18 protein-coding genes and 1 pseudogene are annotated in these 25,403 nt (G+C 64.0%); 11 read left to right on the forward strand and 8 right to left on the reverse strand.

Features of this window, described 5'->3' with window-relative positions; genetic code table 11:
• The 4 genes and pseudogenes from BEN49_RS20745 to BEN49_RS20760 all read left to right on the forward strand — a co-directional run.
• Positions 1 to 319 (forward strand): annotated as a pseudogene (locus BEN49_RS20745) (xylose isomerase); the annotation flags it as partial.
• Positions 320 to 492: 173 nt separating this feature from the next.
• Positions 493 to 2,562: a transketolase gene (tkt, locus tag BEN49_RS20750; RefSeq protein WP_070746347.1), complete on the forward strand. Its 2,070-nt coding sequence runs from the start codon at positions 493 to 495 to the stop codon at positions 2,560 to 2,562.
• A gap of 262 nt (positions 2,563 to 2,824) precedes the next feature.
• On the forward strand, positions 2,825 to 4,390 hold the full coding sequence (locus BEN49_RS20755; protein ID WP_070746333.1) for an alpha-N-arabinofuranosidase: 1,566 nt from the start codon (positions 2,825 to 2,827) through the stop codon (positions 4,388 to 4,390).
• A 304-nt stretch (positions 4,391 to 4,694) separates the two neighbouring features.
• Positions 4,695 to 5,546, forward strand: coding sequence for a hypothetical protein (locus BEN49_RS20760; protein WP_070746334.1), 852 nt, complete (start codon positions 4,695 to 4,697; stop codon positions 5,544 to 5,546).
• A 77-nt stretch (positions 5,547 to 5,623) separates the two neighbouring features.
• Here BEN49_RS20760 and BEN49_RS20765 read toward each other — a convergent pair whose 3' ends face one another.
• Positions 5,624 to 5,857, reverse strand: a complete 234-nt coding sequence (locus tag BEN49_RS20765) for a hypothetical protein (protein ID WP_125917076.1) — start codon at positions 5,855 to 5,857, stop codon at positions 5,624 to 5,626.
• A gap of 173 nt (positions 5,858 to 6,030) precedes the next feature.
• Here BEN49_RS20765 and BEN49_RS20770 point away from each other — a divergent pair, with 173 nt between their 5' ends.
• Positions 6,031 to 8,775, forward strand: coding sequence for an MGH1-like glycoside hydrolase domain-containing protein (locus tag BEN49_RS20770; RefSeq protein WP_070746336.1), 2,745 nt, complete (start codon positions 6,031 to 6,033; stop codon positions 8,773 to 8,775).
• 147 nt (positions 8,776 to 8,922) lie between these two features.
• Here BEN49_RS20770 and BEN49_RS20775 read toward each other — a convergent pair whose 3' ends face one another.
• Entirely contained in the window at positions 8,923 to 10,872 is a 1,950-nt protein-coding gene (locus BEN49_RS20775; RefSeq protein ID WP_083326312.1) for a CocE/NonD family hydrolase, read from the reverse strand.
• A 358-nt stretch (positions 10,873 to 11,230) separates the two neighbouring features.
• Positions 11,231 to 11,929, reverse strand: a complete 699-nt coding sequence (locus tag BEN49_RS20780) for a hypothetical protein (RefSeq protein ID WP_083326313.1) — start codon at positions 11,927 to 11,929, stop codon at positions 11,231 to 11,233.
• Between the two features lie 273 nt (positions 11,930 to 12,202).
• Between BEN49_RS20780 and BEN49_RS28395 the strand changes: the two genes are divergently transcribed.
• Both BEN49_RS28395 and BEN49_RS20785 read left to right on the forward strand, forming a co-directional pair.
• Positions 12,203 to 12,373: a hypothetical protein gene (locus tag BEN49_RS28395; RefSeq protein ID WP_158023020.1), complete on the forward strand. Its 171-nt coding sequence runs from the start codon at positions 12,203 to 12,205 to the stop codon at positions 12,371 to 12,373.
• A gap of 15 nt (positions 12,374 to 12,388) precedes the next feature.
• A complete protein-coding gene (locus BEN49_RS20785) occupies positions 12,389 to 12,748 on the forward strand; it encodes a hypothetical protein (RefSeq protein ID WP_070746337.1) in 360 nt (119 codons plus the stop codon).
• Between the two features lie 150 nt (positions 12,749 to 12,898).
• Here the strand turns inward: BEN49_RS20785 and BEN49_RS20790 are convergent, their stop codons facing one another.
• The 3 genes from BEN49_RS20790 to BEN49_RS20800 form a co-directional block, all read right to left on the reverse strand.
• Positions 12,899 to 13,804 carry a helix-turn-helix domain-containing protein gene (locus tag BEN49_RS20790; RefSeq protein ID WP_070746338.1) on the reverse strand — a complete coding sequence of 302 codons (906 nt, stop codon included), beginning with the start codon at positions 13,802 to 13,804 and terminating at the stop codon, positions 12,899 to 12,901.
• The gene (locus tag BEN49_RS20795; protein ID WP_070746339.1) at positions 13,804 to 14,778 is read right to left on the reverse strand and encodes an NADP-dependent oxidoreductase; all 975 of its coding nucleotides are present in this window, start codon (positions 14,776 to 14,778) and stop codon (positions 13,804 to 13,806) included. Before BEN49_RS20795 ends, BEN49_RS20790 begins: the two co-directional genes overlap by 1 nt.
• A 140-nt stretch (positions 14,779 to 14,918) precedes the next feature.
• Positions 14,919 to 18,203: an AsmA-like C-terminal region-containing protein gene (locus BEN49_RS20800; RefSeq protein ID WP_070746340.1), complete on the reverse strand. Its 3,285-nt coding sequence runs from the start codon at positions 18,201 to 18,203 to the stop codon at positions 14,919 to 14,921.
• A gap of 648 nt (positions 18,204 to 18,851) precedes the next feature.
• Here BEN49_RS20800 and BEN49_RS20805 point away from each other — a divergent pair.
• From BEN49_RS20805 to BEN49_RS20820, 4 genes are all read left to right on the forward strand, one after another.
• Positions 18,852 to 19,892 (forward strand): fasciclin domain-containing protein, encoded by a 1,041-nt coding sequence (locus tag BEN49_RS20805; RefSeq protein ID WP_158023021.1) that lies wholly within the window; start codon positions 18,852 to 18,854, stop codon positions 19,890 to 19,892.
• A gap of 164 nt (positions 19,893 to 20,056) precedes the next feature.
• Positions 20,057 to 21,094, forward strand: coding sequence for a sensor histidine kinase (locus tag BEN49_RS20810; protein WP_083326315.1), 1,038 nt, complete (start codon positions 20,057 to 20,059; stop codon positions 21,092 to 21,094).
• A 5-nt stretch (positions 21,095 to 21,099) separates the two neighbouring features.
• Positions 21,100 to 21,867: a LytR/AlgR family response regulator transcription factor gene (locus tag BEN49_RS20815; protein WP_239692036.1), complete on the forward strand. Its 768-nt coding sequence runs from the start codon at positions 21,100 to 21,102 to the stop codon at positions 21,865 to 21,867.
• A gap of 163 nt (positions 21,868 to 22,030) precedes the next feature.
• Entirely contained in the window at positions 22,031 to 22,408 is a 378-nt protein-coding gene (locus tag BEN49_RS20820) for a hypothetical protein (RefSeq protein WP_070746343.1), read from the forward strand.
• Between the two features lie 178 nt (positions 22,409 to 22,586).
• On the opposite strand, the gene BEN49_RS31050 is transcribed toward BEN49_RS20820, so the two are convergent.
• Together BEN49_RS31050 and BEN49_RS20835 are read right to left on the reverse strand one after the other, a co-directional pair.
• The gene (locus BEN49_RS31050; RefSeq protein WP_083326316.1) at positions 22,587 to 22,991 is read right to left on the reverse strand and encodes a 4'-phosphopantetheinyl transferase family protein; all 405 of its coding nucleotides are present in this window, start codon (positions 22,989 to 22,991) and stop codon (positions 22,587 to 22,589) included.
• 967 nt (positions 22,992 to 23,958) lie between these two features.
• Positions 23,959 to 25,314, reverse strand: coding sequence for a hypothetical protein (locus BEN49_RS20835; RefSeq protein ID WP_070746346.1), 1,356 nt, complete (start codon positions 25,312 to 25,314; stop codon positions 23,959 to 23,961).
• Positions 25,315 to 25,403 lie beyond the last annotated feature (89 nt).

Here is a 25,403-nt window from a genome sequence, read left to right on the forward strand (position 1 = left end):
CACGCCGGGCGGCATCAACTTCGACGCCAAAACGCGCCGTAACTCGACCGATTTGGAGGACATTTTTGTGGCCCACATTGCGGGCATGGACACGTTTGCCCGCGCCCTCGTCACGGCCGATGCCATCTTGGAAAAGTCGGCCTACAAGAAGTTCCGCACCGACCGCTACGCTTCGTTCGACGCGGGCAAGGGCGCAGAGTTCGCCCAGGGCGGCCTCACGCTGGAAGACCTGCGCAAAATCGCGCACGAGTCGGGCGAGCCCACGCCCCGCAGCGGCAAACAGGAGTGGCTGGAAAGCATCATCAATCAGTATATCTAGGCTGGTAGCGCGGGCGTTGCGGGTCGGTGCGTGGAAACGTTGTTCAACGCAGCCACGCGCCAACTCGCAGCGTCCACGCTGCTACCCAGTGGAAAAATATCCGTAAGCAAAGGCAGCGTGGGTATTCTGCGTTGCGTTTCTTTACGGCGTCACCCATTCGCTTGAAAAAAAATATGAGCAATCCTAAAATTTCGATTGACGAGCTGAGCGTCAACACCATCCGGCTGCTGTCGGTGGATATGGTGCAGCAAGCCAATTCAGGCCACCCCGGCCTGCCGCTGGGCGCCGCCCCGATGGCCTACGTACTGTGGTCGCGCTTTCTGCGCTTCAACCCCCAAGACCCCAAGTGGCCGAACCGGGACCGGTTCGTGCTCTCGGCCGGCCACGGCTCGGCGCTGCTCTACAGCCTATTGCACCTCTACGGCTACGATTTGAGTCTGGAGGACTTGAAGCAGTTCCGCCAGATGGACTCCAAGACGCCGGGCCACCCCGAGTCGCACATCACGCCCGGCATCGAGGTCACTACGGGGCCCCTGGGCCAGGGCTTCGCCAACGGCCTGGGCCTGGCCATGAGCGAGGTGCACCTCGGCGCACTTTACAACAAGGAAGGCCACGCGCCGGTGCAGGACCACTACACCTACGTGCTGGTGAGCGACGGCGACCTGATGGAAGGCATCGCCTCGGAGGCGGCCTCGCTAGCGGGTCACTTGCAGTTGAACAAGATGATTTATCTCTACGACGATAACAACATCTCGCTCGATGGCCCCACCAACCTGACCTATACCGAGAACCCAATGAAGCGCTTCGATGCCTACTACTGGCACACGCAGCACGTCACGGACGGCAACGATCTCGACGCCATCGAGAACGCCATTAAGGTGGCGCAGTCGGTGACGGATCGGCCCTCAATTATCGCCGTAAAGACCATCATCGGCTTCGGCTCACCGCTGGCCGGGACTAACAAGTCGCACGGTTCGCCGCTGGGCCCCGAGAATGTAAAGATTACCAAGAAGTTCTACGGCTTCGACCCCGAGCAGAGCTTCCAGGTGCCGCAGGAGGTGTACGACCACCTCAAGCAGCCCGGCGAGAAGGGTGCCGAGCTGCAAAAGCAGTGGGAGGCAGACTTTGCCACCTACGCCGAATCCTTTAAGGATGAGGCCGATATGTTCAAGCTCTCCTTCGAAGGCAAGCTGCCCGAGGGCTGGGACAAGGACCTGCCCGTGTACACGCCCGCCGATGGCGAGCTGGCCACCCGCCAGGCTTCGGGTAAAGCCCTGGACGCCATCAAGAAGTCGGTGCCGTTTATGTTCGGCGGCTCGGCCGATTTGGCCTCGTCGAACGAGATGGACAAGTCGGGCAGCGACAGCTTCCAGCCCGCGCACCCCGCCAACCGCAACGTGTGGTGGGGCGTACGCGAGCACGCCATGGGCGCGGCCATGAACGGCATTGCCCACCACGGCGGACTGCGCACCTACGGCGGCACGTTCCTCACTTTCAGCGACTACATGCGCGCGGCCATCCGCCTCACGGCCCTGGCCGAGAGCACGGCTACGTTCGTATTCACCCACGACAGCATTGGCCTGGGCGAAGATGGCCCCACCCATCAGCCGGTGGAGCAGGTGCTGGCCCTGCGCACCATCCCCAACATTGTGGTGCTGCGCCCCGCCGATGCCAACGAAAGCACCGAGGCCTGGCGCATCGCCATGACCACGCCCAAGTCGCCGGTCGTGCTCATCTTCTCGCGCCAGAAGCTGCCGATTCTCGACCAGACCAAATTAGGCTCGGCCCGTGAAGGCGTGGCCAAGGGCGCCTACATCCTGAGCGAGGCCAAAGACGGTACGCCGCAGTTCATCCTCATCGCCACCGGCTCGGAAGTAGCCCTGGCCATGGAGGCCCAGAAAGTGCTGGAGCAGGACGGTACACCTACCCGCGTAGTGAGTATGCCGAGCTGGGAACTGTTTGAGCACCAGGATAAAGCCTACCGCGAGAAGGTATTGCCGCCCACCGTGCGCAAGCGCCTGGCCATCGAGGCCGGCTCGCCCATTGGCTGGCACAAGTACACAACCGACGAGGGCGGCATCATCGCCATGAACCGCTTCGGCGCCTCGGCCCCGGCCGAGCTGCTGTTTGAGAAGTTCGGCTTCACGGTGGAGAACGTAGTGAAGCGCGCCCAGGGCGTGCTCGCCGGCCACCCCGAAGACCCGGAAGTGGAGAAAAAGCAAGTAGTGGCCAAGGGCGACTAGGGCCCCTGGTTTGTTGAAAAACAGAAGTGCAGAGTCAAAACAAATAACTAGTTTTGGCTCTGCACTTCTGTTTTAGAGGGAGGGGGTTGATAAAAGCGGGGCTCAAGATTGGCAGAGCGTGGTGCGGCGCACAACGAGCTACTTCATGCGGCCCATTAACACAATCGTTAATCTAAGATTTTGTCTCTTTCCATCTTGCTTAATTACCAGGTGCGCTACCTGTGAATCGTCGAATTACCTAATCCCATCACCCTTCCTCCCCATGATTCCCAACTCCTTATTTCGCCGCCGGGCCCTAGCCTTGGCGCTGGCCAGCGCCGGGGCCCCCGCCCTGGCCCAAACCACGGTGCCCATGACGGTGCAAGCCGGTAATCCCAACCTGGTCATTAGCAAGGACATCCAGGGGCAGTTTGCCGAGCACCTGGGGCGATGCATCTACGGCGGCTTTTGGGCCGAGCCGGGGCTGAACGTGCCCCAGCAGGGCCGCATCCGGCTCGATATTGTGGAGGCGCTCAAGAAGATAAACGTGCCCAACCTGCGCTGGCCCGGTGGCTGCTTTGCCGATACTTACCACTGGCACGACGGGGTGGGGCCCACTGCCCAACGCCCCAAAATGCTGAATTTGTGGTGGGGTAATACGCTGGAGGATAACAGTTTCGGTACGCACGAATTTCTGGAGCTGTGCCAGCTGCTGGGTACCACGCCCTACCTGGCGGCCAACGTGGGCAGCGGCACGGTGCAGGAAATGAGCAATTGGATGGAGTACCTCAACTCGAACGAGGACACGCCCATGGTGCTGGAGCGCCGCAAAAATGGCCACCCCGAGCCCTACAAAGTATCGTGGTGGGGCATTGGCAACGAAAGCTGGGGCTGCGGCGGCAACATGACGGCCGAGTACTACACCGACGTGTACAAGCGCTACGCCACTTTCGCCCACGACTACCCCGGTACCCGGCTGAAGAAAATTGTGAGCGGGGCCAACGGCGACGATGTGCACTGGACCGAAACGTGCATGAAAAACATCCCCCTCAACCAAATGTGGGGCCTCACCCTGCACCAGTACACGCTGCCCACCGGCAGCTGGAGCGGCAGCAAGGGCAAGGCCACCGGCTTTGGCGAGGACATGTACTTCAGCACCATGCGCAACTGCCTGAAAATGGACGCCATTGTGACCAAGCACAGTGCCATTATGGACAAGTACGACAAGGACAAGAAGGTAGCCCTGCTAGTGGACGAGTGGGGCGTGTGGACCGACGTGGAGCCCGGCACTAACCCCGGCTTCCTGTACCAGCAAAACTCGCTGCGCGACGCGCTGGTGGCCGGCACCACGCTCAACATCTTCAATAACCACTGCGACCGGGTGAAAGGCGCCAACCTGGCCCAGGCCGTGAACGTGCTGCAAGCCCTGGTGCTCACGGACAAGGAAAAAATGCTGCTCACGCCCACCTACCACGTGTTCGACCTCTACCAGGTGCACCAGGACGCGGAGTACCTGCCCCTGCAATTCACAAGCCCCGAGTACGCCTTTGGCGGCGAAAAAATCCCGGCCCTGAACGCCTCGGCCTCCAAGGACAAGAGCGGCGCGGTGCATATTTCGCTGGTTAACCTCGACCCCAAGAACGCCCTGAGTATCGAAACAGCCCTGACCGGCGTGCGCTTCAAAACCGTGACCGGCCGCGTGCTGACCTCAGCCAGCGTGAGCGACTACAACACCTTCGACAAGCCCAATACTGTGAAGCTGGCGGCCTTTACCGGAGCCAAAAAGCGCGGCGATAAGCTCGCCGTGACCCTGCCCGCCAAGTCGGTAGTGGTGCTCGAATTGAAGTAGAACCCGCCTAATTGGGGCCCTTGGCAACGCTGGTTATCGCCGGCGCCCGGGGCCCCATACGCAAAGTACCCGGGGCCCCCATGCAGGAAGTATGGCCCCCGGGTACTTTGCGTATGCCCCCTGGGTACTTGGCACATACGCCTGATTTGCGCGGAAATAACGTGGTGCTTTTGTGCCTAAACAGCTTAAAATAGAAGGATTTAGAGGAGGTAAAAATCTTTTGGTTAATGGGTTAAACTTGCATTTGCTAAGCTTATCCAACCGCCAGATTATTTCTTGCTTCACCCTTTATTCTCTTTTACTCATGCACCTTATTTCTGCTCGTTCTTTTGCGCTGGCCGGCCTGGCCAGCGGCCTGCTGTTGGCCTCGGGCTGCAAGCGCCAAGCCGACGCCGTGACGCCCGACCAGGACGTGACCACCGCCGAGGACAACAGCACCACCGAAAGCGAAACCGCCCTGAGCGGCGACATCATGACGGCCGCCGCGCCCCAGGACGAAACCCAGACCGGCTCGCCCGCCGTGGCCGGCTTCGCCGAGCTGGTGCGCGTGTACGGCACCTGCGGCACCCGCACCTACGTGGCCGCCACCCGCACGCTCACCATCGACTTTGGGCCCACCAACTGCCTGTGCCCCGACGGGCGCTACCGCCGTGGCCAAATTGTGGTGCGCTTCACCGGCGCTAACCTCACCCGCCACGCGGGGGCCATCGTCACCCGCGAGAACTATTTCGTGAACGACAACCAGCACACGGCCACCCGCACCTTCACCGACCTTGGCAACGGCTCGTTTTCGGTGGACGTGGCCAACGGCAGCATTATTTACGCCAACAACGGCGGCACCTGCTCTTGGACGGCCCAGCGCACCTACACCCGCACCGCCGGCTACGGCACGCCCCAGGTAGCCGACGACGTGTACAGCGTGAGCGGCCAGGCGGCGGGCACCAATCGCCGGGGCGTCGGCTACACGGCCACCATCACCAAGCCCCTCATCAAGCGCGGCGACTGCTATAAGTACTACGTGGCCGGCACCCTGACGCTGGCCAACGACAAGGGCAGCACCCTCGTGCTCGACTACGACCCCAGCGGCACGCAGACCTGCGACAACTCCGCCAGCGTGACGGTAGGGGCCTGGACGAAGCTTATTACGCTGCGCTAAACGCCAGTCGTTTAATCAAAAAAGCCCCGCCAACCGGCGGGGCTTTTTTGTTGCTTGACAAGTAATTGGCCGGGGCCCTACCGCGTGCCGCGGTGGCGGCTGGGACGGTGGGGTTTCACTTTGTGGGAGCCCGATTTGTGGCCAAAGAGGCTGAATTTGCGGTGGGGGCTGCCCCCGCCGTGGTAATAGGTGTACACTGGGCGGTGGTTGCCGGGCGTGGGGTAGCGGTGGCGCAGGGGCGCGGCGGCCGCGTCGGGGGTGGCCAGCCAGGCGCACGACGCGCAAAACAGCAGCAGCAGAAAACGAGGCATGGGACGGGTGATTAGGATGAGGGTAAAAAAGCGCGTGAAGGCCAACACCGGGCCCGCCCCCTTAACTACCGGGCGGAAGAAAATATTGCCTATTGAAGCTTATCTACTAAAATACCGTGCCAAACTGGGGCCCAGGGCGAGGAGCCCCGGGGGTTTGGGGTTTCTTTGCGGGCATGAAATACCTGGTACTTCCGGCCGCTGTGGCCGGCAACTTGTTGGTGATGGCCTGCCAAACGCAAAAACCTTTGACTGCCACCGGCCCCGCGCCGGCCGCCACCGCCGCCGCGGTTTGGCAATCCGATGCCTACTCCGTGCTGCGCGACGCCGTGGTGCAAGGCCCCTACCGGGCCACGGCCACCTCGGCCACCGCCCTATCGTCCAACTACCACAGCCCCGCCCGGGCCCTGAGCCCGCGCATTGCCTTCAAGTTCAGTATCAACGGCAAGGACAACGAGCTGCCATCTGGCCAGGACCACCATTTTGTGGCGCTGCGGGGCCCCGGCGCGGCGGGCGTGGGGGCCCTGGAAACGCCGGTTATCGTGTTTGGCCAGCTGGGGGCCGAGGCCGCCGCGGTGCCCGACGGGGCCACGCTGGCGCCGGGTACGCCGGTGAAGATTCGGCTGGATTTGCGGCCCGTGCTGGCGGCGTTTCAGAAGGACGGGTTTTACACCAACTTCAAGGGCGAGAAGATTTACCAGCAGGACCTGAAGCACGTGCTGGTGGCCGGTGATGTGGCCCCGCTGAGCTGGGACTTCGACAACCTGGTGAACAAGCCGGAGCTGGAAATGCACGACCCCGACGGCGACGGCATCTACGAAACCACGCTGGTGCTCAATGCGCCCGAGGCCGCCAAAACCACCGCCCAGGAGTGGCACCAGACCATTAAAACGGACGATTTTCCGCAATATTCGTCCGGCTACCCGCTGGCCGACGCCCTCTACAACCTGGCCCTGGAGGAAGCCCGCCGCGCCGTGGAGCCCGACAGCACCTTCCGCACCGGCAAGGAGTGGGCGGGCGTGTGGACGCGCGACATCAGCTACTCCATCCTCCTGGCCCAGGCCACGTTGCAGCCGCGCTCGGCCATGAAAAGCCTGCTCCGCAAGGTGTCGCCCCAGGGCCGCATCATCCAGGATACGGGCACGGGCGGGGCCTACCCGTGCTCGACGGACCGCGTGATCTGGGCCGTGGCGGCCTGGGAAATCTACAAGGTGACCGGCGACGAGGCCTGGCTACGTAAGGTGTACCCCATTGTGCAGCAGTCGATTGCCGACGACGTGCAGAACGCCTACAACCCCGAAACCGGCCTGGTGCGCGGCGAATCGTCGTTTCTGGACTGGCGCGAGCAAACCTACCCGCGCTGGATGCAGCCGGTGGACATTTACCAGAGCGAGAACCTGGGCACCAACGCCGTGCACGCCCAGGCCAACACCGTGCTGGCCGCCATGGCCCGCCAGCTGGGCCACGCCGACGTGGCCGCCGACCACGAGCGACTGGCCAACCAAATCCGCCACGGCGTGAACCAGTACCTGTGGCTCGAAAAAGCCGGCTACTACGGACAGTACCGCTACGGGCGCGTGTTCGGCAGCACGTCGCCGCGGGCCGAGGCGTTGGGCGAGGCCCTGAGCGTGTACTTCGGCGTAGCCGACGCGGCGCGGGCCAAAACGGTGGTGGAGCGCACGCCCACCGTGCCGTTCGGCGTGCCCTGCATCTACCCCCAGATTCCGGGCATCCCGCCCTACCACAACGACGCCGTGTGGCCCTTCGTGCAGAGCTTTTGGGCCCTGGCCGCCGCCCAAACCGGCAATGAAGCCTCCCTCACCGAAAGCATGGCCGCCATCTACCGCCCGGCGGCGCTGTTCCTCACCAACAAGGAAAACTTCGTGGCCGGCACCGGCGACTTCGCCGGCACCCAAATCAACTCCTCCAACATGCTTTGGAGCCTGTCGGGCAGCCTCGGGCTGGTGTACAAAGTGCTGTTTGGGATGCACTACGAAACCGACCGGCTCGTATTCCGGCCGTTCGTGCCGCAGGCCTTCCAGGGCCCCCGCAAGCTCACGAACTTCCCCTACCGCGGGGCGGTGCTGGATGTAGAAATGAGCGGATTCGGCAATGAAATTCAGGCCATTACGCTCGACGGCCAGCCGCTGCCCGACGCGGCCGTGCCCGCCGCCCTCACCGGCCGCCACGCCCTGCGCATTGTGCTCAAAAGCCAGGCTCCAGCCGCCGCGCCCGTCAACCGCGTGGCCAACCAGTTTTCGCCCGAAACGCCGCTGGTCACCTACGCCAAAAACCGCCTGAGCTGGGGCCCCGTGGCCGGCGCGAAAAGCTATAAAGTGCTGAAGAACGCCCAGGTAATCACCACCAACGCCAACCCGGCCACCGGCTGGACGGTGCCCACCGCCGTCTTCGCCGAGTACCAAGTGGTGGCCGTGGACGCCCAGGGCCTGGAGTCGTTCGCCAGCGAGCCGGTGGCCGTGGCCGGTGCGGCGCCCCAGCTGGTGCCGCTCGTCACGGTGGCACCCAAGTCGAAGCTGCCCTACCAGGGCTTCACGGGCGCGGGCTTCGTGGAAACCAGCGTCACCAAAAACGCCGCCCTGGTCCTCCCCGTCACGGTGCCCGAGGCCGGCCTCTACACCCTCGATTTCCGCTACGCCAACGGCAACGGCCCCATCAACACCGAAAACAAGTGCGCCATCCGCACGCTGCGCAGCGGCGCGGGGGCCCTGCTCGGCACTGTGGTATTGCCCCAGCGCGGCACCGGCGAGTGGTCGAACTGGGGCTTCACCAACCCCATCATGGTACGCCTCGAAAAAGGCAAAAACACCCTGCGCCTGGCCCTGGAGCCCGCCAACACCAACATGAACATCGCCGTGAACCAGGCCATGCTTGACTACCTGCGAGTGCAGCGGGTGCAGTAAATAAAGGGCTAGAGCGGAGCCGTTAGCGTGTAGCGCGAACTTTGTAGTTCGCGGCTTTCGCTTCGTCCAACTGGTAATCGTTGGGCGACCGGGCAGGACGAAGCGAGAGCCGCGAACTACAAAGTTCGCGCTACATGCTAACCGCTTTTAGGGCCCCACCACCGGCAGCGTCAGTGCCGAGGCGTGGCCTGGCTCGTGGTAAATGCGGATAGTGGCCTTTTTAAAATCCGCCGCTTCGGCCGTGGAGATATTGACGAACTGCTGCGGGTTGCGGTCCACGAGGGGGAACCAGGTGCTTTGCACCTGCACCAGCAGCCGGTGGCCTTTTTTGAAGGTGTGCAGCACGTCGTTCAGCTCGTACTTCACTTCGGTGGGCACGTTGGGCTGGAACGCCTCGGGCCGCTCGAAGCTGTTGCGGAAGCGGCCCCGAAACACGTCGGCGCGCACCAGGCGCTGGGCGCCCCCCAGGTTCAGGCGCTGGGGGTTGGGCATGGGGGCGGGGGCATCGTCGGGCAGCACGTCGATGAGCTTCACCACGAAGTCGGCGTCGGTGCCCGAGGTGCTCACCCAGAGGTCTACGCCCAGGGGCCCGGCCACGGTGAGGTCGGCGGCCAGCGGCTCGGTCTGGTAGGTGAGCACGTCGGGGCGCTGGGCGGCGAAGCGCTGGTCCTCAATTAGATACTCGTTGTTGCGCCCGCCCTGGATAGCGGCGGTGTATGGCACCGGGTGGGCCGGGTCGCTGATGTATTCGTCGGCCGGGGCCCCGGTAGTGGGCATAGTGTTGCTGAGTTGGCCAGCTTCACTTAGGTAAAACGAACGGTTGGCCGCCACTTTCGGGGGCCAGGTTGGGTAGTCTTTCCACTGGTTCAGGCCCGTGTCAAACATAGTCGCTTCGGGCGCGCCAAACGTGCCTTTGCCTTTGAGGTAATAGTTGAAAAACGGCGTTTCCAGGGTCTGGCGGTAGTACTGGGCGGTGTTTTGGCCAAAGTCGTAAGGCCCGAATTTGCTCCAGTCGGGGCGGCTCCAGGCGCCGTGGGTCCAGGGGCCCATCACGAGGCGGTTGGTGGCGCCGGGGTTCTGCTTTTCGATGGCCTGGTAGGTGTGCAGCGCGCCGTACATGTCCTCGGCATCGTACCAGCCGCCTACGGTGAGCACGGCCGGCCGCACGCCGGTGAGGTGCGCCCGGATGTTGCGCGCCTGCCAGTAGGCATCGTAGGTGTCGTGCTGCAAATACTCGTTCCAGATGCGGGCGCGGTTGTTGAAATACTGCGGCGCGTTGGCGTTTTTGATAGGTCCGAGCTTTAGGAAAAACTGGTAGGCATCGGTGATTTTCAGGTCGAACAGCTCGTCGTACTTGGCCACGGGCTGCGGCCGCGGCACGTCGAAGTAGTTGGTAAAATCGAAGTTATCGAGCAGAAAAAACGCCCCGTTGTGCCGGGCATCGTCGCCGATAAACTCGTCCGTGACCGGGGCCTGGGGCGACACGGCCTTGAGGGCGGGGTGGGCGCCGGGTAGGCTGGCGGTGGCGTAGAAGCCGGGATACGAGATGCCCAGGATGCCCACCTTGCCGTTGTTGCCGGGCACGTTTTTGAGCAGCCACTCGATGGTGTCGTAGGTGTCGGTGCTCTCGTCGTGGGGCGCGGGGCCAGCGCCGGCGCGGCGCGGCTTGCCAAGCGCGGCGGCCGCCAGGGCGGGCGTCACTTCCTCAAACTGCCCCTCGCTGAGGTAGCGCCCGCGCACGTCCTGGTACACAAAAATGTACTTCTCCTCGCTCAGCTCGCGGCTGGGGCCGGGGCCGCGCACGGGGTAGTTCGTCTCGCCCCGCGGGCCGGCCGAGTAAGGCGTGCGCTCCATGAGCAGGGGGTAGGGGTGGGCCCGGTCGGCATCCAGCGGCACGTAGAGGATGATGTAGAGCTTCACCCCGTCGCGCATGGGTACCTGGCGGTCGAGCTTGCGGTAGTGCTGGCGCACGAAGGCCGAATCCTGGGCGCGGGTGGGCAGGGTGGGGGCCGGGGCGGGCGTGGGCACCGGCGTTTGGGCGGCGGCGGGGCCAGCCACGGCGGCCAGCAGCAGCGCCGCAAGGGCAAAACGAGTCATGGGAAACGGGGAAAAGCGAACGGGGCCCTAAGTACGGCCCCCGCCGCTGGGCGGCCCATGAAACGCCCGCGCCGCCGCGCGTGTTGGGCCGGTATGTGTGACCACCAAAAGCCCGCCGCCAACCTCAAGCGCTTCCTCGTGTACCTCGCCATCGGCGTGGTCGTGCTACTGCTCGGCTACGGTCAGGCCGCGGCCGGGGCGTAGTGGTTGGGATTGATAGGTTTTATGTAAACAGCTTCTATCTAAGCAATTCTTTAAATAAAAAAGGCCTTCATGCAACGAAGCATGAAGGCCTTTTTTGGTCGTTGTGGATTGACCATTTAGGCACTAGGTAGCGTAGCCTACCAAGGTGCCTGGGTTACTCCGCGGCTTCGGCCGCCTCGTCGGCGTGCGTAGTGGCCTCGTAGGTATCGGCGTATTTGAAGTCTTCGAGCCAGTAATCGGAGGCAATGACGTCGAACACCACGCTGGTGGCGGTTTTTTCGCTGGGCGCAATTTGCCAGAGGATGGACGGGGCTTCGGCGAAGGTAGTGCCGGCCAGCTGGTCGCCGAAGAGGCGGTGCAGCAGGGCGCTGTCGGACAGGCCGGGGGCCAGCAGGCGCAGCAGCGGGGCGGCGGGTTTTTCGTCGAACACGGCCAGGTCGGCCCCATCGGCGGCGGTCACTTTCACCTTGAACTCGACCGCCTGCGGATGCGGGAATTTGCCGTTGTAGGCTTCGTAGAGCAGCTGGGTGACGTTGAAAAAGCCTTCGTGCATTTCCAGGCGCGGGTTTTCTTCCCACAGCTTTTCGGTTTGGAGCTGGTGGGCGAGCTGGTCGAGCTGGCCTTCCGTCAGCTCGTCGGCAAACAGGTACTCCAGCACGAGCTTGGCGGCGTCGGCGGGCTCCAGGTCGGTGATGGACATCTGGCACATGGCCTTCAGCTCAGCGGCAGCTATTTCTTCGGGGTTGTCGTAGTCCATTTTGGCCAGCAGGGCCTTGTAATCGGCATTGTCCCAGGCTTTGGGCAATTCGGCAAGGTGCTGGAAGGAGAGGCGTTCGACGGTGAAATTTGACATCAGGAAAAGAGATAAAGAGCGGATAAGCTGGCCCTGCTTACGGCAAACGCCTGGCAACAACCGAAATTCAGTGTTCTTTTTCCCCGGGCCCCGCCCGCCGCCATCCCCCCAAACGCGCCAAGAAAACGCCGGGGCCCCAGCGCGGGCCCGCCGCGCCGTTGGCTTATTCAGCCCAAATACAGCAATTTTCGCCGACCACCACCGGCCCGTGCGGGGCCCCAGCGGCCGCGCCGTTTCTTTGGTAAACTCACCGCTCAAGCCATTACCGCCCCCATGGATGCCCCACTTGCCGCCGACAATTATTTTGACCCGCCCCTTGTGTACGTCGAAGAGCAGGCGCTGCTGAGCACCGGCCGGTTCGTGGCCCTGTGCGCGGCCACGGGCGGCGTGTACGCCCTGTGGTGGCAGTACGAAACCTGGCGGTTTTTTAAGCAGTGGGAGTAGAACGATACCTGGCCCGTGGCGCGGGCTTTCTTCAGCGTGTTCACCATCTACGGTTTGCTGGTGCGTATCAAGGAGTTGGCGCGGCGCGCGGGGGCCCCAGCTGGCTTTTCGCCCGGCAACGCGGCCAGCGGCTACGTAGTGCTCAGCCTGTTCGCGCGCCTGCCCGACCCGTACTGGCTGGTGTCGCTGGGGGCCTTTGGCTTCCTGGTGTCGGGGTTCGAGGCCTTCAACCGCACCCTGCCGCGCCTGCACGGCGTGCCGTTGCGCGAACCCACGGGCTTCAGCGGCCGGCAGATGGTGCTGCTGGTGGTGGGCACAATGTTTTGGGGCATGGTACTCATCGGGCTGTCATTGCCCGACGACGGCCAACAGTAGCGTGGACGCTGCGAGTCCGAGCGCGAGCGCAGCGAGCAGGCGGTATACAACGATTGCCGTTGCAAGATGCTCGCTGTGCTCGCGCTCGGACTACAAGTCCAAGCTACACGCTTAGGGCCCCAGCAACTCACCAACGGGGCGGAATTCCTGCTAATTAAAAGAAGCCCGGAATGCCAAAGGCGACAGGTTCGTTTTGGCCTTGAATAGCTTGCTGAACGATGGCAAATGCTCAAACCCCAGCTCGTAAGCAATTTCACTCACAGTCAGGCTGGTAGTCGATAGTTTTTCCTTGGCTTTTGCGATCAGCTTCGCATGGATGTGCTGCTGGGTATTCTGCCCGGTTAGGGCGCGCAGCAGGTTGCTTAGGTACTTGGGCGAAAGGTGCAGGTGCTCGGCCACGTACTGAACGGTTAGCAAGCCTTTTTCTGCCGGATCAGCGCCGTTGAAATAATTATGAAGCAACACTTCCAACCGTTCGAGTACCTGGTGGTTGGCCTTCTCCCGGGTAATGAACTGGCGGTGATAAAACCGGTCCGCGTAGTTTAATAAACCCTCAATCTGGGAGATAATTATTTGCTTGCTAAATCGGTCGATGTTAGCGTGATACTCCTGCTGGATAGCCGCAATAATATTTATAACGGTTGCTTCTTCTTTGGCCGAAAGGAACAACGCTTCGTTGAGCGAATAACCCCAGAAATCGTACTGGTTGATGGTTTTGGCTAGCGGCGTATTCCACAGGAAATCGGGGTGGATGTTTATCACCCATCCCGATTGCGTTATTTCCTCGCCTTTGTTGTCAACCGCGATGCTGAACACTTGGTTTGGGGCCATAAAAGACATAATGCCTTCGTTGAAATCAAACGGCTGCTGCCCGTATTTTACGTTGACGTTGCGGATTCTTTTGATGGAAATTGCGTAGAAATCCAGGATCAGGCTGCCCGGCTCGTCTGCGCCCAATTGCGGAACGGTTGCAACGTCCAGCACGCTGATAAGCGGGTGGTGGGGCTTAGGTAGATGCCGAAACGCGTGAAATTCGCTTATCGTTTTGATGTGCATTACGCGGGCTCAGTTTCTTTCTTGATTTCTAAGATAAGCTTGCCCCGGACGTGCCAGGTTTCGCTTTCGCGGTGCGCTTCCGCCACCTGCTCCAACGGAAACACCCTGCTGACGAACACCTTTACTTTGCCCGCATCAATCAATTGGGCTATTTCGGTTAGCCAATCTTGCCGGGGTTGGTTGGCCGCCAGCTCGCCCTTGGCCTGTTTCTTGGCCAGGGCGGCGAGCACGGCCTCGTTGTACGGTAAGTCGACGTTGACGCTCACCAGGATGCCGCCTTCTTTCAAAACGGTTACCGCTTTCAGGCGTTCCTCGTTGTCGCGCAGCGGCGAAGCTTCGAATACCACGTCCACGTCGCGCACCAGCTCTTCAAACTGCTGGCTGCGGTAATCAATTACCTCATCCGCCCCCAGCTGCGTCAGGTAAGCCAGATTGCCGGCCGAAGCGAGGCCAATCACGTAGGCCCCTTTTGCTTTGGCAAACTGGATGGCGAAGCTCCCCACCCCGCCCGAGGCCCCCTGAATCAGCACGCGCTGCCCGGCCCGGAGCTGGCCGTGCGCGAAGAGGGCCGTCCAGGCCGTGAGCCCGGCCAGCGGCACCCCCGCTGCTTCGTTGAAGCGGAGGCTTTTTGGTTTGTGGGCGAATTGATTGGCCTTCGACACGCAATACTCCGCGTAGCTGCCGGAGCCGGGAAAATCGGGCTCCCCGTACACGGCATCGCCCACCTGAAAAGCAGTTACGCCGCTGCCCGTTGCCGCTACGATGCCGGCCGCGTCCCAGCCCAAGGTCATCGGCAGGGTTAGGTAGGGCCGCAGCACCGCGTTGCCGCCCTGCCGGATGGCCCAGTCGGTGGGGTTTACGCCGCTGGCGTACACCTCGATCAGAATTTCATCAGCCGCCGGTACCGGGCGCGCTACGTCTTCTATTTGCAGGACTTCCGGTCCGCCAAAGGCATGGATTCTTACCGCTTTCATATGAAATTGCTTTCGTTTTATTGACGGTACAAAGGTCACTGCCGCCCGAAAAGCTGGTTTAATCAAAACACCCTTTGTATTAGCCAAAACGACGAAGTGCGCGGGCTGGGCGCGCCCGGCTGGGGCCCCGGGCCCCCAGGCTAGGGCAGCAGGCGCAGGGTGGTATCGAGGCGCTGGGTGACGAGGAACTGGCGGGCCTGGAGGCGCAGCTGGTCCTGCTGCTGGCGCTGCTCTTCTTTCTTGAACAAGCGCACGTGGTACTTGGCCTCGCCGCTGGCCCGGCGCAGGTTCACGTAGGTGAGGCCGGGGTGGGGGCGCGGGGCCAGGGGCTGGTTATTTTGGATGCGCTCGATGCGCTTCTTGTTGTCGCCGAACAGGGCCTGGATGGCGTTGGCCCCCACGTAGAGGTTGGCGCGTCCGTCGAGGGCGTAGGTGCCGTTCACGGCCATGTTGGCCAGGTTGCTGTTGAGCTCCAGGCCCGGAATCAGCAGCTCGCCGCGGTCGAGGATGAGCTGGGTGCGCACGGGCTCGAAGTAGAGGTGGCCGCTGCGCTCCTTGCGGATGAACCGGAGGCTCTCGGTGAGGGCCCCCACGTTGATGAGCTCCAGGTTGCGGATGTCGGCCTGGAGGTAGGCTTGGGTTTGGTCGAAGCCGGGCAAAAAGGTGGCGTCCAGGTCGGTGCGCAGGTCGCCGGTGAGGCGCACCGTGCCCCGGATGTTGTCGCCGCCGAGCACGCGCAGGCCCATGGCCTGGGCCACGGTGAAAAACGCCGGGAGCTGGATGTCCTCCAGGCTGGTTTGCACGTGCAGCGGGTGGTGGTCGCGGCCGAGGTTGGTGTGCAGCACGCCGCTCAGGCGCACCCGGCCCCCGAAGGCGTTGAGGGATGCCGTGTCGATGCGGGCCGCCCCATCGCGCAGCTGCGCCGCCAGCCGGAACTGCCCGCCGCGCACCGCGGCGTAGCGCACCTGGTCGGCCTGCACGTGCAGGGTGGCCACGAGCACGCCGTTGGCTAGCATCGAGCCCGTGCGTGGCCGGCCGCGGGCGGTGCGGCCGCTGGCCCGGCGGGTGCGGGCGGCCTGGCGGGCCACGCGCTTGGCAGGCGTCACGAGGCTATCGGGCGGGTTGAGGGCGGCGAGCAGCTTCAGCAGCTGCTGCACGTCGAGGGTGGCGTAGCGCAGGCTCACGTCGGCGGCGGCGGCGGTCAGGCGCAGGTCGTCCACGATGGCCGAGGCCGAGGCGCGGCCCTGCCCGCCCTGGGGCACCGTCACGGTGAGGTAGGGCATGTCGAGCAGCGAGTCTTCCTTGATGAGCCGCAGGCGCAAGTTGCGCAGCGACTGGCCATCCGGCAGGCGCACGGCGTCGATGAAGCAGTCGAGCTGGCCGTCGGCCGTCAGCAATAGCTCGCGCAAAGCGGGCAGGGCGGCGCGCTTGCGGTACCCGGGGCTGCCTAGCGCGGGGCGGCGCACGGGGGCCAGCCGGGCCAGCAGCTGCTGGTAGGGCAGGGTGCCGAAGTGCACCGACAGCTGGAAGTTGATGGGGGCCACGTCGGTGGCGGCGGTGTCGGTGGGCCAGGCCAGGTTGCCCTGCACCTCCCCGCCGTAGATGCGGCCCGTGAGGCCCTGGAGGCGCACCTGGCGGCCGTCGTGGTACACCCGCACAAACAGGTCGGAGAGCGTATCGGCGGGCAGCAGCAGGCGGCGGCAGTGCAGGGCCACGCTCAGGCGCAGGCCCCGTGGGATGAGGCCGGTGCCCAGCGTGGCCATGAGGGCGGCACGGGCCTGGGCCCGGCGGCGGGCGTTGGGCCGCGCCGGGGCCCCCGCCGGGGGGCGCATCAGCCCGCGCAGCCGCCCCACGTTCAGGTCGTCCACGGCAAAGTCGCCGCGGATGGTGGTGGTGGCCGACTGCCCGGTGAGGTAGCCCAGCAGGTGCACGGTGGTGGCCGAAGCCTGGAAGCGCATCCCATCGAGCACGCCCGAGGCATCGCTGAGCCGCCACACGCTGTCGGCGATGCCGATGCGCACGTTCAGGGCCGCGAGGCGGGCGTGGCGGGCGGGCAATAGCAGCTCGGCGTTGCGCAGCACCACCCAGCCGCTCACGTCGAGGTTGCGCTGCAACGCCGCCAGCCGGGTGCTGTTGGGCGGCGGCCGCAGCAGGCCCTGGAACGTAACGTTGAGGGCTGCCGTGCCGCGGCGGGCCTGCCAGAGGCCGCGCGGCGTGAGCAACGCGGCCAGCTCGGGCAGCTCGGTGCGCCCGCTCAGGCGGCCGCGCACGTAGGGCTGCCGGAAGTTGCGCAGCGTCAGGCCCACGTCGAGCTGACCGGCGGGCGAGTACAGGCGGCAGCGCTGGAGGGTGAGGGTGGTGGTTTCGGGGCGGTGGCCGGGGCCGTTGTCGTAGGTGGCGGCCAGGTCCCAGTGGTTGATGCGGCGGGCCGAGTCGGGCCAGGCCAGGCTGGCGTCGCGCAGCTTGAACGAGAGCAGCGTGCGGGGCCGCACCGTGGGCCCGCTTTGCCCCAGGATGTGGTAGGTAATCTGGGCCTTGCTCGGGCTGACGGCCCCCGCCAGGTAGGGGCGCAGGCGCGGGGGCAGGGCCGTGTTCAGTACCGCCAGCAGGGGCTGGTTGCCGGCAAAGCGCAGGTCGAGCTGGGTGCCGGTGGGGCGCGCGGGGTCCACGGTGTGGGTGCCGCTGAGGCGCACGGTGTCGCCGTTGAGCGTGAAGCGCGTGTCGTCGAAGCTGCCCTGCCGGTCCCGGAACGTGTAGTGGTAGCGCACCCGGGCCCGCACCGGCTCGTGGGCCAGCAGGGTGCCGCTCGGGTTTTTCAGAAATTCAAGCTGCCCGTCCAGCAGGCCCCGCACCCGCAGCACGCCGCCCGCCAGGCGGCCCGCCAGGCGCCCCACCCGCACCCGCGACCCAATGGCGCTGTGGATGTAGTCGTTGCGCGTCTCGATGGCGAAGTTTCTGATGATGAGCGAGTCCAGGCCCAGGTCCAGCGCCGGGGCCTTGCCCGGGCCGGGCCGCCGCTTGCCGCGCAGCCCCCAGCTGTGGCCCACCGAGTCCACCACCTCCCGTAGGGCCCCATCGGTCAGGGTGAGGCGCGTGACCTGCACGCGGCCGTGCAGCAGGGGCCCCAGTTCGAGGCGCGCATCGGCCCGGGCAAGGCGCAGCACGGTTTCGGCGCGGCCGTGGGCCGTGTCGGTGAGGGCCAGGTGGTGCAGCGAGGCGGTGAAGTGCGGGAAATCACGCAAGAGCGAAAACTCCACCTCGAAGGGCCCCAGCACCAGGTCCGAGTTTTTGGCCAGCTGCTGGCGCACGCGCTGCGCGATGAGCGCCCGGCCGTAGCGGCTGCCCAGCAGCCACGCCCCGCCCCCCGCCGCCAACAGCACCAGCAGCAAGCCGGCCAGTAACACACGGAGGGAGATTTTTTTCATAGTAACGAGCACAGGGCCAGTGGGGCCCCATACGCAAAATGGCTGCGCACCGATGGGCCCGCCGCCGCCCCGCGCTACCGAAACGTAAAGCCCGCCCGAAAGCTTGCATAGGCCGCTGGGCGCTGCAGCTCAGCGGCCGAGCCGGTGCGCCGGGGCCCCACGCAGTGGCCCGTGGGGCACAGGAAAACGAATAGCGGGCGTAAGCGAGGGGCAAAGTAAGCGCGTAGCACTGGGCGGGGCGCGGCCGGGGCACCGGGCACCGGGCACCGTGGCAACCACCGTGCCGTTGTGCCGCCGGGTAGCCACCACCGGGGCCCTGGCCGTGCCCGGGGGGCGCTGGCCGGCGCCGACGGTCAAAAGTCCTCATCGGCCCACACGAGGCGCCGCCCTAGGGCGCGCGGTATTCGCCTACCGCGCCATGCTCTCTACCGCCTGTGCGAGGCTGCTGCTGCCGCGGCGTGGCCAGAAACACGTGTAGGCAGCATCTGGGGCGCCAGGCTCCCCAGGCGGCCATTGCCTACGGTTCACTCCGTTTTTCTGGCGGTGCACTCTTAAAATCTGTTGGGTGGTGCCAGCGTTACAATCCGTCGCGGAAAAACCACAGTTTGAGAAAGCGTAATGCTCCTCTTCACTAACCAACGTTTACCCATGCTCTTCTCCAATCTCGTTGTTCCCTTTATGCGGCGGCGCTTACCCGTGCTGCTGGTTGCGCTAATGGGCCTTGCGGCCACTGGCTGTAGCAAAGATGATGACAACAACACGGCTCCCAACACGGAGCAGAACATCGTGCAAGTGGCGCAGGCCAATTCCGATTTCTCTACGTTAGTGGCCGCCGTGACGAAGGCCGATTTGGCCGCCACCCTCAGCGGCACCGGTCCGTTCACGGTGCTGGCCCCCACCAACGCCGCCTTTGCCCAGCTGGGTGCGCCGTTCAATACCGCCGCCAACATCAGCGCCATTCCGGCCGGCGACCCGCAAATTGCGGCCCTGCGCAATATTCTGCTCTACCACGTACTGGCCGGCCGCAAAGCCGCCGCCGACTTTCCGGAGGGCCCTAGCGCCCAGGTTACCCAAAAGCCCGCCTCGGCCACGGGAATCAACGACAACACGGTGTACGCCTCTAGAACCGGCAGCACCGTCAGCCTCAACGGCGCGACCAGCGTCACCACGGCCGACGTGGCGGCCAGCAACGGCGTCATCCACGCCATCGACCGGGTGCTGATGCCGCCCACTGCCACCATTGCCGACGTCGTGATAGCCCAGGCCGCTGCCTCACCGGCCCAGTTCACGTCCCTATTGGCGGCCTTGCAGCGCCCGGCCGCCGCGGCCCTGCTGACGACTGCCGCAGACCCCAGCGCCAACCTGACGGTGTTTGCGCCCACTGATGCGGCCTTCGCCGCCCTGCTTACGCAGCTTGGCCTCGCGACCCTGAACGACGTGCCCGACGCCACGCTGGTGGCCGTGCTCCAGCAGCACATCGTGGGCAGCCGGGCCTTCTCGTCGGACCTCACCAACGGCCAAGTGGTGACCACCCTGGGCGGCCCCGCCACCGTGGGCGTAATGGGTAGCACCGTGACCGTGCGCGGCGCCGGCAACGGTACGGACAATGCCAACGTCACTTCGGCCAACATTATGGCCACCAACGGGGTGGTGCACGTCATCGACCGCGTGCTGCTGCCCACGCTCTAGGCCGGGGACCCACTTTCAAGCAAAACTTCTGGCTGTGGCCAGCGGTTGGTAGCTAGCCCAAACAGCCCCATTGGCCGCCCGCGGGCAGCCGGTGGGGCTGTTGAGTTTTCGCGCATTGTGCCGCTTTTTTGCCCGGGGGGCCCGGCAATTATCCCTGCTAGCCCATGCTGTTTTCCATCCGGTTGCGGTACGTTTACATGCTGGCCCTGGCCGCGTACACCTTCGTGAGCGTGCTGCTGATGGAGGCGCTGCCGTACTACGGCCTGCCGGTGGAGCAGTCCTACACGCTGGTGCTGTTTGCGCTGAGCGTGGTGTTGATTTGGGAAGGCAACCGCCTCATTCAGCAAAACTTAACCAATATTTCGCGGGTGGTGGGGCCCCGCGTGCACCCGCTGTTGCTGGGCTTCCTGCTCAGCCTGCCGCTCACGCTGGTGGTGGTGGGCGGGCCCGCGCTGCTGCTGGCCCGCTACCTGCACCCGTTGCCGCCCGCGCAGGTGCGGTTGGGAATGAAGCTGATGCTGAACGTGGGGTTTCGCATCAACCTGTTCCTGAATATCATAAACGCGGCCTACTTCTTCATGCATGAGTTGCGGCGGAGCCAGGTGGAAGCCGAAGAACTCAAAAAAATCAGCTCACAGGCCCAGTTCCAATCCCTGAAAGACCAGGTGAATCCGCACTTTCTGTTCAACAACCTCAACGTGCTGTCGGCCCTGCTGTACCAGGACGTGAACCTGGCCGGCGAGTTTTTGCAGCAGCTCTCCAAGGTGTACCGCTACGTGCTCCAAAACCAGGAGAAGGAAGTAGTGAAAGTAGCTGCTGAGCTGGAGTTTATGGAGTCGTGCGCCTACCTGCTGCGGACGCGCTTTCGGGGCAGCCTGCGCATCGAAATAACGGTGCCAGTCGCCCTGCGCAGCTGCTACACCGTGCCGGTGGCCTTGCAAATGCTGCTCGAAAACGCGCTTAAGCACAACATCAGCTCCCGCAACCGGCCCCTGCTGATTGAGGTGTTTGCCACGCCCAACCACGCGCAGCTGGTGGTGCGCAACACCCTGCAACCCAAGCCCACGGTGCCGCCTTCCACCAACCTGGGCCTCGAAAACATCCGGCGGCGCTACGGTTTTATAAGCCAGCAGCCCGTGGAAGTGGAGCGCGACGCCAGCAGCTTCACCGTGCGCCTGCCCCTGCTTCACCTCACTCCTTGATATTTATGATGGAAGTTGTGCTGATTGAAGATGAGGCCACGGCGGCCGACGGACTGGTAAACCTGCTGCATCGCTACAGTGAGGATATTCAGGTGGTGGGCCGGCTCGATTCGGTGGAAGACGCTGTGCACTGGTTCGCCCACAACCCGCCGCCCCGGTTGGCCCTGCTGGATATTCAACTGGCCGACGGCCTGTGCTTTGACATTTTCCCGCAGGTCGCCATTCGCTGCCCCATCATCTTCACCACGGCCTACGACCAATACGCCTTCCAGGCCTTCCAGGTCACGAGCATCGACTACCTGCTCAAGCCCATTGCCTACGCCGATCTGCACCGGGCCCTGGAAAAGCTGCGCCTCCTCACCACCGAATACGCGCCCGTGCCCGAGGGGAGCCTGCGGCAGCTGGCCGACGTGTTTCAGCAAATTCAAAAGCCCTACAAAACCCGGTTCCTGGCCCGCAACAACGACCGGCTCCAGTTCAAGGTCACGGAGGAAATCGCCTATTTCTGCGCCGATGGCAAGTTCGTTCACCTGGTGGGGCTCGACCAGCACCGCTTCCTCGTTGACTACACGCTGGAGCAGCTGGAAAACCTGCTCGACCCCCGCCAGTTCTTCCGCCTCAACCGCAAGTACCTGGTGAGCCTGGCCGCCGTGAAGGACATCCGGACCTACGCCGGCAGCCGCCTGCGCGTGCAGTTGCTGCCCCTGCCCCTCACCGAGGTCATCATCAGCCGCGAGCGGGTGGCCGAGTTCAAAACCTGGCTCGACCACTGAAAAAAGGTCCGGGCTAGACCCGGCAAAGGCCCCAGCGGGTGCGCGCCGCCCGAGTGCCGCCCCTTTGAAGCCGAAGTGATGGTAGTAGCATGGCGATGGCAACGCCTGGCCGGCCATTGCCGGCAACGGATTAGTTTTGGGGCCCTCATTATTCCGCCTTCGTATGCTCAAACCGCTTATTCTCGCCAGCACGCTCGCATTCACAACCGTTTCAGCTTTCGCGCAAAGCCCGGTTCCTGCGGTGGCGGCAGTGCCTGTGGCCTACCAGCACTGCTTGCTGGTGAGCTGGGGCGATGCGTACGCCAGTGCTACGGTGCAGCTAGAATACGGTCAAAAAGCAAAAACACCGATCCAGGATGCCCAATTGGCGCAGGATAACGAAGCCGTTGCTAAACTCGGCTCCGTGGTAAGCGCGCTCAACTACATGAGCCTGCGGGGCTGGGAGTGCATCAGCGTCAGCACCATAACGTCGAAGGACGGGGCGTATTCCAGCACCACCAGCTCCCAGGTGGGCTACTTACTGCGCCGGCGGGCCCAGTAAAAGTTGGGTGGGTGCGTGGGGCCGGGCCTAGCCCCAGCCACTGGGGCAGCAGCCCGAAGGCTGTTCCCTGTCGCCCGCACCGGCGAACTGCTCCAACCACCAAGCGCCTCCCACAGAAGAGATGCTTCGGCTGCGCGGGCGCTGGAATAAGCATGGCGCGTAATTATCAGCACCGGCGTTACCTGCTGGGGTTGACCTCTTCTATTAATCCCAGGTCGTCGGGGAAGTTAAAATGGCGCGGCACCACGCCGGCCGGGGCCCCCAGCACCGCCAGAGCCCCCTGGTGGCCCGGCCCCGCCGCGAAGCCCAGCAGCTGCGCGCCCGCCGGCGCCGCCAGCCACGGGGCCCCGTCCGCCCCGGGCCCCAGCACCGAAAACTCCGCAAACGGCAGCGCCAAGCCCATGCCCAGCGCCTTGGCGTAGGCCTCCTTGCGCGTCCAGATGGTGTAGAACAGGGTTTCCCAGGGGGCCCCGGCGCGGTGGCGCGCAAGGCCGCCTGCTCGGGGCCCGAGAACAGCTCCTGCACCAGGGCCAGCGCGTCGGTCATCGGGTGCAGGGCCTCCACGTCGGCCCCCACGGCCCATTCGTTCGATACCGCCAGCAGCGCCCGTCCGGCCCGGTACGAGAGGTTGAACTGCACTGCTGTCGGCGCCGGTAGCGCCGGCTTGCCGAGCGGCACGGGCGCCATCAGCATCAGCGCCGCCGGCCCCTGCCCAGCATAGGGCCCCAGCACGGCCCGCAAAAAGCCGTGGGCCCGGCCGTAAGTCTGCCGCAGCGCCTCGGTGCGGAAGCGCGCCTGCCGGTCCCGCTCAGCTTCGGACAACGCAGCTTCCGCAGGGCCCCAGGCGGGGTGCTCGGCGGCCAGGTCAGCGTGCCAGAGGTGCACGAAAGGAGGGGGCATGTGGTGGGTGGCGGGGGTGGTTTTATGGATTGCTGGGATAAGCCTTGGCGTTGCGTAAGCTTCCCAATTTTGTAAGCTTATTGCAACTGGAATGAAGCACTTATAGGACATGGAATTCTGATGAGCTACTTAATTTAGCTGTCGCTGGCTAGTTAAGTGCAGTGGCTTACACCACCATAAATACTATTTACTATTTAAATAGATACGTTTACTGCCTCCTTTTCGCCTATTTCATCATGCCTGCTCCAGATTACCTCGACTCGATGCTCGTCGGGTATTTTGATTATGCCATAATAGTACTGGTGATAATAGTTAACACTATGTACGTCAAACGATACAGCTTAAGTTTACTTGGCTGCTGGCCCTTATTTGCAATAGGTCTGTTATTCTGTTTAGCGTTACCTATACTTTCTATTTGGATAGAATTAGACCGCACTCGACGGCCGCCTGGTGTTCCGGTAGATGGTTTTGAATTGCTGTATAACTGGCTTAGGTTTCCTATGTACTGGATTCTATTCTTGCTTCAGGTTGGTTTTCTAGCTGTTTACAGCGGCATACAAAAGCAAGCGGCCCTAAAGAAGGCCCTTAAAAGAAGGAGCTAACACGCCGATTACAGCGGTTGTCAGCCACAGCACTACACCAACCCAACCTCACCCGTTGCCGCCCCCCGGGATGAAGGCGCACGGGATGCCCTGCCAGCGGGTGTTGGCGGGCAAGGTTTCGCCTTTCATCAGCAGCGACAGGCTTTTGAGGGTGGCGCCGGGCCCGATTACGGAGTCGTAGAGCACTACGGAGGAGGTGCCTACCGTGGCGTAGCGCCCGATGCGCAGGGTCGACATCTTCATGATGCGGTCCTCGAACAGATGGGTTTGGATGGTGCTGCCGTTGTTGAGCACGGCGTGGTCGGCCACCCAGGCCAGGTCGAACTCCGTGATTTCGGTCGTGTCCAGGTACACCGAGTGGCCGATGCGGCTGCCCATGAGCAGGAAGAACGAGGTGGCGAACGGCGTGCCCAGCAGCGGCGTCACCCAGTACAGGAATACGTAGCTCTCGCACAGCGAGTTGACCAGCTCGTTGCGCCACACGTAGCTCGACCACAGCGGCTTCTCCGACGGCCGGTAGCGCCCAATGAGCACCCACTTGGTGGCGGCGGTGAGCAGCGACAGCGCCAGCACGGTGCCCAGCAGCACGCTTGTGCCCAGCAACGCGCTGATCCAGAACGGATAGCCGTTGCGCAGGTGCCAGGCGCAGTAGTGGTACACGGCCGCAAACGTGGCCGACACGAAGGCAAACGGCAGCGTGATTTTGAAGAACTCCATCGCGCCCCGCGCCCACACCAAGTGCGTGGGCGGGTCGAAGGTGAGGGCATCGGTGAACGTGGCCGACACCGGCCGGTTGGGCAGCAAAAAGGCCGGCGAGCCCACCCACGACGTATTGGCCGGGGCCCCCGCGGGCGGGGCCGTGGACAGGGCTCCCACGAGCTGGCCCGTGCCTAGCACCGTGCCCCCGGCCAGCACCGCGCTGTTGCCGATGAATGTGCGGGTCCCTACCACGGTGGCTTCCACGGCCACCTGGCCGCGCTGCACGCGCGGGGCCCCCACGCTCACCGAATCGGCTAGGAAGGCGCCGGCTTCCACCGTGAGGTGGTCGGCGGAGATGTGGTTGAGGGTCGAGATTTCGGCCCGGCGGCCCACCTTGGCGCCCAGCAGGCGCAGCCAGAACGGCGCGTAGATGGTGGCGTACACCGGCTTGAGTACGTTCAAGCTCTGGGCCAGCACGGCATCGGCCAGCCAGTGGCGCACGTAGGCCAGGCTGTACAGGGGCAGCGTGCCGGCCAGCTGCCGCCCCGCCACGAAGCGCTTGGTGAGGGCCAGCAGGGCCCCCAGCACCAGTACGTAGGCCGCCGCCAGCGGCACCAGCGTAAGCAGCGCTGGCAGCAGCCCGTAGCGCTCCACCGCCTCGTAGAAGAAGCTGAACACTGGCACCGAAGCGCCCGTGGGCAGCACAGCATCAGGGCGATGGCCAGGGTTTGCACCACCAGGTAGGGGGCCCCGGCCGCACGCGCGACGGGGCCGCGCCGGCCAGCGTGCGCCAC

Source organism: Hymenobacter coccineus (assembly GCF_001816125.1).
In the GTDB taxonomy this organism is placed as follows: Bacteria; Bacteroidota; Bacteroidia; order Cytophagales; family Hymenobacteraceae; genus Hymenobacter; species Hymenobacter coccineus.

Excerpts from the sequence above, each read along its gene's own strand:
- tkt (WP_070746347.1), top strand. The coding sequence starts at position 493 with ATGAGCAATCCTAAAATTTCGATTGACGAGCTGAGCGTCAACACCATC.
- BEN49_RS20755 (WP_070746333.1), top strand. The coding sequence starts at position 2,825 with ATGATTCCCAACTCCTTATTTCGCCGCCGGGCCCTAGCCTTGGCGCTG.
- BEN49_RS20760 (WP_070746334.1), top strand. The coding sequence starts at position 4,695 with ATGCACCTTATTTCTGCTCGTTCTTTTGCGCTGGCCGGCCTGGCCAGC.
- BEN49_RS20765 (WP_125917076.1), bottom strand. The coding sequence starts at position 5,857 with ATGCCTCGTTTTCTGCTGCTGCTGTTTTGCGCGTCGTGCGCCTGGCTG.
- BEN49_RS20770 (WP_070746336.1), top strand. The coding sequence starts at position 6,031 with ATGAAATACCTGGTACTTCCGGCCGCTGTGGCCGGCAACTTGTTGGTG.
- BEN49_RS20775 (WP_083326312.1), bottom strand. The coding sequence starts at position 10,872 with ATGACTCGTTTTGCCCTTGCGGCGCTGCTGCTGGCCGCCGTGGCTGGC.
- BEN49_RS20780 (WP_083326313.1), bottom strand. The coding sequence starts at position 11,929 with ATGTCAAATTTCACCGTCGAACGCCTCTCCTTCCAGCACCTTGCCGAA.
- BEN49_RS28395 (WP_158023020.1), top strand. The coding sequence starts at position 12,203 with ATGGATGCCCCACTTGCCGCCGACAATTATTTTGACCCGCCCCTTGTG.
- BEN49_RS20790 (WP_070746338.1), bottom strand. The coding sequence starts at position 13,804 with ATGCACATCAAAACGATAAGCGAATTTCACGCGTTTCGGCATCTACCT.
- BEN49_RS20795 (WP_070746339.1), bottom strand. The coding sequence starts at position 14,778 with ATGAAAGCGGTAAGAATCCATGCCTTTGGCGGACCGGAAGTCCTGCAA.
- BEN49_RS20800 (WP_070746340.1), bottom strand. The coding sequence starts at position 18,203 with ATGAAAAAAATCTCCCTCCGTGTGTTACTGGCCGGCTTGCTGCTGGTG.
- BEN49_RS20805 (WP_158023021.1), top strand. The coding sequence starts at position 18,852 with ATGCTCTTCTCCAATCTCGTTGTTCCCTTTATGCGGCGGCGCTTACCC.
- BEN49_RS20810 (WP_083326315.1), top strand. The coding sequence starts at position 20,057 with ATGCTGTTTTCCATCCGGTTGCGGTACGTTTACATGCTGGCCCTGGCC.
- BEN49_RS20815 (WP_239692036.1), top strand. The coding sequence starts at position 21,100 with ATGATGGAAGTTGTGCTGATTGAAGATGAGGCCACGGCGGCCGACGGA.
- BEN49_RS20820 (WP_070746343.1), top strand. The coding sequence starts at position 22,031 with ATGCTCAAACCGCTTATTCTCGCCAGCACGCTCGCATTCACAACCGTT.
- BEN49_RS31050 (WP_083326316.1), bottom strand. The coding sequence starts at position 22,991 with ATGGGCCGTGGGGGCCGACGTGGAGGCCCTGCACCCGATGACCGACGC.